Annotated in this window: 12 protein-coding genes and 1 pseudogene; 12 read left to right on the top strand and 1 reads right to left on the bottom strand. The window is 47.2% G+C overall.

Annotation, left to right across the window (positions count from 1 at the left end):
* Positions 1-599 (bottom strand): class I SAM-dependent methyltransferase (locus LDL40_RS03475; RefSeq protein WP_300993722.1); only part of this gene is annotated, 599 nt, incomplete at its 3' end.
* 272 nt (positions 600-871) lie between these two features.
* Between LDL40_RS03475 and trmJ the strand changes: the two genes are divergently transcribed.
* The 12 genes and pseudogenes from trmJ to LDL40_RS03415 form a co-directional block, all read left to right on the top strand.
* Positions 872-1594 (top strand): tRNA (cytosine(32)/uridine(32)-2'-O)-methyltransferase TrmJ, encoded by a 723-nt coding sequence (trmJ, locus tag LDL40_RS03470; protein WP_300993721.1) that lies wholly within the window; start codon positions 872-874, stop codon positions 1592-1594.
* A 10-nt stretch (positions 1595-1604) separates the two neighbouring features.
* Positions 1605-2414 carry a serine O-acetyltransferase gene (gene cysE, locus LDL40_RS03465; RefSeq protein WP_300993719.1) on the top strand — a complete coding sequence of 270 codons (810 nt, stop codon included), beginning with the start codon at positions 1605-1607 and terminating at the stop codon, positions 2412-2414.
* Between the two features lie 130 nt (positions 2415-2544).
* Entirely contained in the window at positions 2545-3027 is a 483-nt protein-coding gene (iscR, locus tag LDL40_RS03460; RefSeq protein ID WP_053424389.1) for a Fe-S cluster assembly transcriptional regulator IscR, read from the top strand.
* Between the two features lie 20 nt (positions 3028-3047).
* Positions 3048-4262: an IscS subfamily cysteine desulfurase gene (locus LDL40_RS03455; protein ID WP_300993716.1), complete on the top strand. Its 1215-nt coding sequence runs from the start codon at positions 3048-3050 to the stop codon at positions 4260-4262.
* Positions 4263-4290: 28 nt separating this feature from the next.
* Positions 4291-4674 (top strand): Fe-S cluster assembly scaffold IscU, encoded by a 384-nt coding sequence (iscU, locus tag LDL40_RS03450; RefSeq protein WP_046518635.1) that lies wholly within the window; start codon positions 4291-4293, stop codon positions 4672-4674.
* A 3-nt stretch (positions 4675-4677) separates the two neighbouring features.
* Positions 4678-5001 carry an iron-sulfur cluster assembly protein IscA gene (iscA, locus tag LDL40_RS03445; protein ID WP_127025627.1) on the top strand — a complete coding sequence of 108 codons (324 nt, stop codon included), beginning with the start codon at positions 4678-4680 and terminating at the stop codon, positions 4999-5001.
* A gap of 12 nt (positions 5002-5013) precedes the next feature.
* Positions 5014-5538: a co-chaperone HscB gene (hscB, locus tag LDL40_RS03440; protein WP_300993711.1), complete on the top strand. Its 525-nt coding sequence runs from the start codon at positions 5014-5016 to the stop codon at positions 5536-5538.
* An 8-nt stretch (positions 5539-5546) separates the two neighbouring features.
* Positions 5547-7403, top strand: a complete 1857-nt coding sequence (hscA, locus tag LDL40_RS03435; RefSeq protein ID WP_300993709.1) for a Fe-S protein assembly chaperone HscA — start codon at positions 5547-5549, stop codon at positions 7401-7403.
* A gap of 1 nt (position 7404) precedes the next feature.
* Entirely contained in the window at positions 7405-7743 is a 339-nt protein-coding gene (gene fdx, locus LDL40_RS03430) for an ISC system 2Fe-2S type ferredoxin (RefSeq protein ID WP_300993707.1), read from the top strand.
* Positions 7744-7926: 183 nt separating this feature from the next.
* Positions 7927-8358: a nucleoside-diphosphate kinase gene (ndk, locus tag LDL40_RS03425; protein WP_300993706.1), complete on the top strand. Its 432-nt coding sequence runs from the start codon at positions 7927-7929 to the stop codon at positions 8356-8358.
* A gap of 232 nt (positions 8359-8590) precedes the next feature.
* Complete coding sequence (locus tag LDL40_RS03420) at positions 8591-9715, top strand: bifunctional tRNA (adenosine(37)-C2)-methyltransferase TrmG/ribosomal RNA large subunit methyltransferase RlmN (protein WP_300993705.1); 1125 nt, start codon at positions 8591-8593, stop codon at positions 9713-9715.
* A gap of 23 nt (positions 9716-9738) precedes the next feature.
* Positions 9739-10000: pseudogene (locus LDL40_RS03415) on the top strand (type IV pilus biogenesis/stability protein PilW); the annotation flags it as partial.

Genomic DNA, 10000 nt, shown 5'->3' with positions numbered 1-10000 from the left:
CCAGACTTTAACCAGTCTGCTGTCTTTTTATCTTCAGGTAACCTGTGTTCTACCACACCTAACACACCACCAGGCTTTAAGGCCGCATAAAAAGCAGTAAAAGCATCAATCATGCCTTGCTCACCTTTTTGCATATACCAGTTATGCAGATTACGGAAAGTCAAAACCACATCAGCACTATTGGCTGGTGCCACTTGTTGATTAGGTAAAGGAGAAAACTCAGTGACTACAACCTGTGAATAGATTTCGTTGGAGGCCAACTTATCTTTAAATGCTTTCAGGTTACGTGTGGCGTATTCTGATGTACTGTTGGCCGGGAAGTGAGCCGCGTAATATTTGCCTTCTTTGGCCAGTAACGGCGCCAGAATTTCTGTATACCAGCCGCCACCGGGGGATATTTCAACTACTGTACTTTGTGGTGTCACACCAAAAAAAGCTAAGGTTTCAACCGGATGTCTGTATTGGTCCCGTACTTTATTGGCTTCGGTACGGGCCGGGTTTTGCACCGCCTGTTGTAAAGCTGTGGTGTCGGTGTTTGCAAAAGAAAACTGGCTAAGCACTAAACTGGATACTAAAACGAATTGCGATAACGCCTTCATAACACGATCCTTCTGAGTTAAAAACCGCCGATAGTGTAACAAAGCAGAAGATCTTTTGCAGTCACAAATCACCAGTGGGTGCAATGACGGGATACAAGGTAAAATAAAAGCCTGATTAAAGTTTTTTGGATGGCTGGACTGCCAAATTTCAATCTACAAAAATTTTATGCTGTGATAAAATGCCGCCCCTTGAATTTTTAAGCCTGCTACCAGATTGAATTTAACTTCATAAAGGGATCAGGTTTCTATCGATAGTATCTGCTGGAGTGGGCATGTTAGAGCAAATCCGTATTGTCTTAGTGGGGACCTCACATACAGGGAACATAGGTTCCGTTGCCCGCGCCATGAAAACAATGGGCCTTAGCAAGTTGGTACTGGTATCGCCTAAAGAATTACCGGATGGTCAGGCCTATGCCTTATCGGCAGGGGCCAGCGATATTCTGGCTAATGCTCAGGTTGTGGATACTCTGGAACAGGCTATATCCGATTGTGGCTTAGTGGTTGGCACTAGTGCCCGCTCCAGAACTTTGTCCTGGCCTATGCTGGAACCCCGTGAATGTGGCGAAAAGGCTGTAGTTGAGGCAACGCAGAAACCTGTTGCTTTGGTATTTGGTCGGGAAAATAACGGCCTGACTAACGAAGAACTGCAAATGTGTAATTTTCACGTCTGTATTCCGGCGAATCCTGAATACAGCTCGTTGAATTTAGCTATGGCGGTGCAAATTATTGCTTATGAAGTTCGGGTGGCCTTTTTAGCACAGCAAGACAAAGCGCCTGAGGCTGATCTAACTGTTTATCCGGACATTGATCAGATGGAAAAGTTTTACATTCATCTGGAACAAACCTTAAGCGACACGGGCTTTATTATTAAACAGCATCCCGGCATTGTGATGGCACGTTTGCGTCGCTTATTTGCCCGTTCCAGACCAGATGATCAGGAACTGAATATTTTGCGAGGCATTTTGGCCTCAATTCAACGCACCACCAAGCAATAGGATTTGTAAGATGTTTGCAGGTATCAAAGAAGACATTAAAAGTGTGTTCGAGCGGGACCCGGCGGCGCGCAGTTCTTTTGAAGTGCTAACCAACTATCCCGGGTTGCATGCCATTTGGTGGCATCGGATGAATCATCGTCTATGGAAAGCTGACTGGAAATGGTTGGCACGTTTTTTAAGTACCATAGCACGTTGGCTGACCGGAGTCGAAATTCATCCGGGCGCAAAAATTGGCCGGCGCTTTTTTATCGATCATGGCATGGGTGTGGTGATCGGAGAAACCGCAGAAATTGGTGATGATGTCACTTTATACCATGGTGTGACTTTAGGCGGCACCAGCTGGAACCCGGGTAAACGCCACCCGACTTTAGGTAATGGTGTTGTTATTGGTGCGGGCGCCAAAGTATTAGGGCCTTTGTACGTTGGTGAATGTGCCCGTATAGGCTCCAATGCTGTGGTGGTCAAGGATGTTCCGGCAGGGGCGACTGTGGTGGGTATTCCTGGCCGTATTGTCGCTAAACAAGATATGGAACTGACGGAACAACGCCAGAAAATGGCAAAAAAATTCGGCTTTGATGCGTACGCTGTATCCAGCGATAACCCCGATCCTGTTGCAAATGCGATGGGGCGAATGTTGGATCATATGCACTTTTTAGATAACAAAGTGACAGAGCTCTGCCAAAGCGTAAATAAGCTCGGAGGCAATGTCTGCGACATAGTGCCGGAAATCGCTATTGAAGATGAAGCTTTTATCCAGGCTGAGCGCGAAGCTGCAGAACAACGCAAAAAAGCTGTGGATGCTTTTGACCCGACTATTTAGCCAAGGCTGTGATTCATCGGAAAAAGAGTTGAACTTAAACGAATAATACCTGACTAAAATGGTAGGATTAATACTTGACTAAAACAGTCAAGAATGTACAATTTGCGCCATTCGTTTCAGGGAGTCCGTTATGCGTTTAACTTCAAAAGGCCGTTACGCTGTGACCGCTATGCTGGATGTTGCATTACATGCAGAGTCTGGCCCTGTGTCATTGGCGGATATCTCTGAACGTCAGGGTATTTCCCTGTCTTACCTTGAGCAGCTGTTTGCCCGTTTACGCAAACAAGGTCTGGTCAGCAGTGTGCGTGGACCAGGTGGTGGTTACCAATTGGGGCTGGACCCGATGCAAATATCGGTGTCTGCTGTGATCAGTGCGGTGGATGAGTCCGTAGATGCCACACGTTGTCAGGGTAAATCTGATTGTCAAAGCGGCGCTAAATGTTTAACCCATAGTTTATGGACGGACTTAAGCGACCGTATCGAAGACTTCCTCACCGGTATCACTTTAGGTGAACTGGTTCGCCAGAATGAAGTGAAAAAAGTGGCGAAACGGCAAGATGGCCGTGTGTTAAAAAATCCAGCAACTGAAATCGAAGTCAGTTGCCAGTTGTAGGCAACAAGCCGGAGCAAAAAATGAAGCTACCTATTTATTTAGATTATGCAGCCACAACCCCGGTTGATCCGCGGGTGGCCGAAAAACTGATGCAATTTTTGACTATGGATGGTTCCTTTGGTAATCCGGCGTCACGTTCGCACAAGTTCGGCTGGCAGGCAGAAGAAGCGGTAGAAATTGCCCGTGCGCAAATTGCCGAACTGGTCAACGCTGACCCTCGTGAAATTGTATTTACTTCAGGTGCAACCGAATCCAACAATTTAGCTATCAAAGGCGCGGCTCAGTTTTACCATAAAAAAGGTAAACACCTGATCACTGCCAAAACAGAACACAAAGCTGTACTGGACACTATGCGTGCTCTGGAACGTGAAGGTTTTGAAGTGACTTATCTGGATGTTGAAGCCAGCGGTCTAGTGGACCTGAATAAATTAGAGGCCGCTATCCGTCCTGATACCACGGTCATCAGCATTATGTTTGTCAACAACGAAATTGGTGTGATCCAGGACATCGCTGCTATCGGCGAACTGTGCCGCAGCAAAGGTATTATTTTCCACGTTGATGCTGCTCAGGCGACAGGCAAAGTGGATATTGATTTAGAGACCTTAAAAGTTGATTTGATGTCATTCTCAGGCCATAAAACTTATGGTCCAAAAGGCATTGGCGCTTTGTATGTGCGTCGTAAACCACGTATTCGTTTAGAAGCTCAGACGCACGGTGGTGGTCATGAGCGTGGTATGCGCTCCGGTACTTTAGCCACGCATCAGATTGTGGCCATGGGTGAAGCTTTCCGTATCGCCAAAGAAGAAATGCACGCTGAGCGTGAACGTGTTGCTGTGTTACGTGACCGTCTGCTGGATGGTATTAAAGACATAGAACAAGTGTTTTTAAATGGTGATGCAGTGCAACGTGTGCCTGGTATTACCAACGTCAGCTTTAACTATGTCGAAGGTGAGTCGCTGATTATGGCGTTAAAAGACATCGCCGTATCTTCAGGTTCAGCTTGTACTTCAGCCAGTCTGGAGCCTTCGTATGTATTACGGGCTTTAGGTTTAACCGACGAGCTGGCACACAGTTCTATTCGTTTCAGCATCGGCCGTTACACCACGGAAGAGCAAATTGATCACACCATTAAGATAGTGCATGACGCCATTGGTAAATTACGCGACATGTCACCTCTGTGGGAAATGTACAAAGACGGCGTGGATTTGGGCAGTGTTGCCTGGGTTGCACACTAAGTTAACAGCATCATTAGGGGTAAGCACCATGGCATACAGCAACAAAGTCATAGACCACTACGAAAATCCGCGTAACGTGGGTTCATTCGCCAAAGACGACCCAAGCGTAGCAACAGGTATGGTCGGCGCGCCAGCTTGTGGTGACGTAATGAAGTTACAGTTAAAAATTAACGATCAGGGCATTATCGAAGATGCCAAGTTCAAAACCTACGGCTGTGGCAGCGCTATCGCTTCCAGCTCATTAGTGACTGAATGGGTCAAAGGCAAGAGCATTGACGAAGCGGCTTTAATTAAAAATACCGATATAGCGCAGGAACTGGCTTTGCCTCCGGTAAAAATCCACTGCTCTATTCTGGCGGAAGATGCAATCAAAGCAGCCATTGCGGATTACAAACAACGTCACGGGAACTAAGTTATGGCTATTTCAATGACACCAGCGGCAGCGGATCGCGTCAGAAGTTTCCTCGCCAACAGAGGCAAAGGTCTTGGCTTGCGTGTCGGCGTCAAAACCACAGGCTGTTCAGGTCTGGCTTATGTGCTGGAGTTTGTTGACGAGTTAAACGATGACGATCAGGTGTTTGAGCAAAACGATCTGAAACTCATTGTGGATGGTAAAAGCCTGGTGTACATAGATGGTACTCAGCTGGATTTTGTCAAAGAAGGTTTAAACGAAGGGTTCCAGTTTAACAATCCCAACGTCAATGGCGAATGTGGTTGTGGCGAAAGCTTCACAGTTTAACTAAGGGCGCAGATGAATTACTTTCAGCTTTTTCATCTGCCAGCTCAGTTTGAGCTGGATTTGACTGAATTAGGTACCCGGTATCTGGAACTACAGCGTCAGTTTCATCCGGATAAACATGCGGCGGGTTCAGAGCGCGATAAGCTGATGGCTGTGCAACAGGCGGCCAATATTAACGATGCGTATCACAGTTTAAAGCAGCCGTTATTACGTGCAGAACATTTGTTGGCGCTACGGGGCTTAAAAATCAGTAACGAGCAGCGCAGTTTTATGGAACCTGCGTTTTTAATGCAGCAAATGGAATTACGTGAATTGCTGGCAGAGATTAGCGAAGCGGCGGATCCTTACCCATTAATTGACGAAGCCGATCAGCAAATTCAGCAACAGAAAAAAGCCTTATTACGACAGTTGCAAGCGGCACTGGACGCCAACAGCCCTGAGCAGGATCATCAGGCTGCTGATATAATCCGCAAACTCAAATTTTTCTTTAAGTTGCAGCAAGAGCTGGAACTTCTTGAACAACAAACACAAGACTAAAGAGCAGCATGGCGTTATTACAAATTGCAGAGCCCGGTCAAAGCGCGGCTCCACACCAGCACAAGTTAGCCGCAGGTATTGATCTCGGTACCACCAATTCGCTCGTAGCTACCGTTCGCAGTGGTGAAGCCAAAACTCTGTTTAATGCAGCAGGGCAAGACATGGTGCCATCCGTGGTGCGTTACACCGCGGACAAGGTCATCGTTGGTCATGCCGCAGCTGCCGATGCAGTGCTGGACCCACACAATACCATAGTGTCAGTTAAACGTTTGATGGGCCGGGGATTTGCAGAAATCAACTCCGATGCAGAACATATTCCTTATCAGTTGGTCGATCAATCTGGTTTAGTGGCGATAAACACTATTCAGGGTATTAAAAACCCGGTGGAAGTTTCTGCTGAAATCCTGGCGACTTTAGCCGATACAGCAAGCCAGACCTTAGGTGGCGAGCTGACAGGTGTGGTTATTACTGTGCCTGCTTATTTTGATGACTCGCAACGTCAAGCGACCAAAGACGCTGCCAAGCTGGCTGGCCTGAACGTATTACGTTTATTAAACGAACCTACAGCAGCAGCTTTAGCTTATGGCCTGGATTCTGGTCAGGAAGGTGTGGTTGCTGTTTACGACTTAGGTGGCGGAACTTTTGATATCTCCATCCTGCGTTTAAAGCGTGGTGTGTTTGAAGTCTTAGCTACTGGTGGTGACTCAGCTCTGGGTGGTGATGATTTTGATCATGCCTTAGTCAGCTGGTTACAACAGCAAACTGGCCAAAGCACACTTTCGCATTCAGAACTGCGCCAGTACCTGGTCACTGCCCGCCAAATCAAAGAAAACTTAAGTGCAATAGAGCAGTTGGATTTTGTTCTGCCTTTAGCTTCTGGTGAATTTAAAGGTCAGATCAGTCGTGCTGATTTTGACGCTTTAATTCAGCCTTTAGTGCGCAAGACCATTCGTGCCTGTAAACAAGTGCTGCGTGATGCCGGTTTAGACATCGAAGCAATTCAGCAAGTGGTGATGGTGGGTGGTTCGACCCGTGTACCTTTAGTACGAAGCGCTGTGGCGGAGTTTTTTGCGACAGAACCTCTGACGTCTATAGATCCGGACAAAGTAGTGGCTATAGGTGCTGCTATTCAGGCCAACGTGCTGGTCGGCAATAAGTCCGATCACGATACTTTGCTGCTTGATGTGATACCTCTGTCTTTAGGTTTAGAGACCATGGGCGGCTTAGTGGAAAAAATTATTCCACGTAATACAGTGATCCCGGTAGCCAGGGCTCAGGAATTTACCACCTTTAAAGATGGCCAGACCGCTATGGCTATCCATGTATTGCAAGGTGAACGTGAACTGGTGGATGCCTGTCGTTCACTGGCACGTTTTAACCTGACCAACATTCCGGCTATGGCCGCAGGTGGTGCTCATATCCGGGTTACTTTCCAGGTTGATGCTGATGGCTTGCTCAGCGTAACAGCTCAGGAAAAATCGACCGGCGTCAGCGCCAGCATTCAGGTCAAACCTTCGTACGGTTTAAGTGATGATCAGGTCGCGACTATGATCCAAAGCTCTATGTTGTATGCCAAACAGGATATGCAACTGCGTTTGTTAAAAGAGCAACAGGTGGAAGCAGAGCGGGTGCTGGAAGCTGTGACTGCAGCTTTAAATGCGGATGCCGCGCTGTTAAGCGATGCAGAAAAGTTAAATGTCGAACAAGCCCTTGCTGAACTGGCTAAAGTGAAACAAGGCGATAATACGGCGGCCATTAAAGCGGCCATTGAACATACCAATCATATAACGGATGAGTTTGCAGCGCGCCGTATGGATATCTCCATTCGTAGTGCATTGCAGGGTCATAAGGTCGACGAGGTCTGATATGCCACAAATCATCTTTTTACCCCATGCAGAATTATGCCCTGAAGGCGCAGCAGTGGAAGCCAAAACAGGCGAAACTGTGCTGGATGTGGCGCTGCGGTGTGGCATTTCTATCGAACACGCCTGCGAAAAATCCTGTGCCTGTACCACCTGTCACGTCATAGTACGTGAAGGCTTCCGGTCGCTGAATCCTAGCGATGAGCTGGAAGACGATATGCTGGATAAAGCCTGGGGTTTAGAGCCAGATTCACGTTTAGGCTGTCAGGCCCGTATTGCGGATGAAGATCTGGTGGTCGAAATCCCTAAATACACAGTCAATATGGTCAGCGAGGGGCACTAAGCCTCTGCTTCGGCATTGCAATAAAGCAGCCTTAGGCTGCTTTTTTTATCAGGGCAGTGGCAAGGTTTAACCTGGTGGCGGTCTGCCGTAAGACCTCACACATAAACATAGGCTTTTTATTTTCCTTAGCGTATAATTCGCGGCCTTAAATTTTATTCACCCTTTTGATTACAGGAGTCTGTCATGGCTTTAGAACGTACTTTTTCAATCGTAAAACCTGATGCAGTTGCGAAAAACCACATCGGTGCTATCTACAACCGTTTTGAGTCTGCAGGTTTACGTATTGTTGCTGCCAAAATGTTGCACTTAAGCCGTGAACAGGCTGAAGGCTTCTACGCTGAGCACAAAGAGCGTCCATTCTTCAACGCTTTAGTATCTTTCATGACGTCTGGCCCAGTTATGGTTCAGGTATTAGAAGGCGAAGACGCTGTACGTAAAAACCGTGAAATCATGGGTGCTACTAACCCGAAAGACGCTGCTGCCGGTACTTTACGTGCTGATTACGCTGCCAGCATCGACGAGAACGCTGTTCACGGTTCAGACGCTGCTGCTTCTGCTGCCCGTGAAATTGCTTACTTCTTCACTGAAGCTGAGCTGTGCGCCCGTACTCGTTAATTTAAACCGTCGTTCTTGAAGCTGCAGCTTCGTTGACAGCGCGCTTTCGCCCCAGTCACATAGTAAACTATGCTCCTGGGGTCTTGAGCACTTGTCGCCTTGCTGCAACTCCAATTACTCAGGTTTAGAATGCGTTACAAGGACGATGAATAAGAAAAGGGAGCTTAGCTCCCTTTCTATCTATTTAAACTGTCCTACTTTTTATCTATCTATGTTGTGAGGAAATGCCCAAATGAGCCAAACAGAAAACAAAGTCAATCTGCTTGATCTGACCCGAGCCCAGATGAAGGAGTTTTTTGTCTCTATTGGTGAAGCAGGCTTCAGAGCTGATCAGGTGATGAAATGGATCTACCATTTCTGCATCGATGACTTTGATAAAATGACCAACATCAACAAGAAGTTACGCGACAAATTAAAAGAAAAAGCTGTGATTGCAGCGCCTGTTGTGGTGACGCGTCAGGACAGCGCCGATGGCACAATCAAGTTTGTGATGGGTTTGTCTGGTGGTCAGGAAGTGGAAACTGTCTGGATCCCGGAAAAAGACCGCCGTACTTTATGCGTGTCTTCGCAAGTGGGTTGCGCTTTAGAATGTACCTTTTGTTCCACTGCCCAACAGGGTTTTAACCGCAATCTGAAAGTGTCTGAAATCATTGGTCAGGTCTGGCGTGTTGCGCAGATCATCGGCAGCTACGGTGATACAGGCGAAAAACCAGTGACCAACGTGGTCATGATGGGCATGGGTGAGCCTTTGCTGAATCTGAATAACGTGGTGCCAGCCATGGAGCTGATGCTGGAAGATTTTGGTTTTGGTTTATCCAAACGCCGTGTCACTTTAAGTACCTCAGGTGTAGTGCCTGCTTTGGATATGCTAAAAGAACGTATCGATGTGGCTCTGGCCATTTCATTGCATGCACCAAACAATACCCTGCGTGATGAATTAGTGCCTGTAAATAAAAAATACCCTATGGAAGAATTCCTGGCTGCGGCAAAGCGTTATGTTACGGATTCCCGTGCCAACGATAAAGTCACAGTTGAATACGTGATGCTTGATGGTGTCAACGACAGCATGGAACAAGCCCACGAATTAGCGCATGCGCTTAAAGGCACGCCGTCAAAAGTGAACCTGATCCCTTTTAACCCATATCCAGGTTCACCTTACAAACGCTCCAGCAATTCGCGCATCGACCGCTTTAATAAAGTGCTGCAGGAGCATGGTTATACCGTCATGGTTCGCAAGACCCGCGGCGATGATATTGACGCGGCTTGCGGTCAGTTAGTGGGTGATGTGATTGACCGCACGAAACGTTTAGCAAAAAAACAGATGAAAGGTCAGGAGATTTCAGTAAAAATGGTGTAACACTCCATTAAACTGGTATCGCTATGCAAAAACTCAGGCTCTTAGCTTGTGTTATTTTCAGTTTACAGTTGGCAGCTTGTGTCACTGAAACCACAGTAGTGGGCAGTGACCGCCAGGTCCGTCCTAAGACGGATCATAAAGAAGCTGCCCGCACCCGCATCGCATTAGGCATTAATTACCTGCAAAGGGGTGATAATGCCCAGGCCAAGTTTAATCTGGAAAAAGCCAAAAGCTTAGCGCCTGAACTGGCCGAAGTGCATAACGCCATGGCCTACTATTATCAAC

It is taken from the genome of Rheinheimera sp. (assembly GCF_020217005.1).
In the GTDB taxonomy this organism is placed as follows: Bacteria; Pseudomonadota; Gammaproteobacteria; order Enterobacterales; family Alteromonadaceae; genus Pararheinheimera.
Note: the sequence above shows the minus strand (reverse complement) of the source record. Positions and strands in the feature narration are given on the sequence as shown.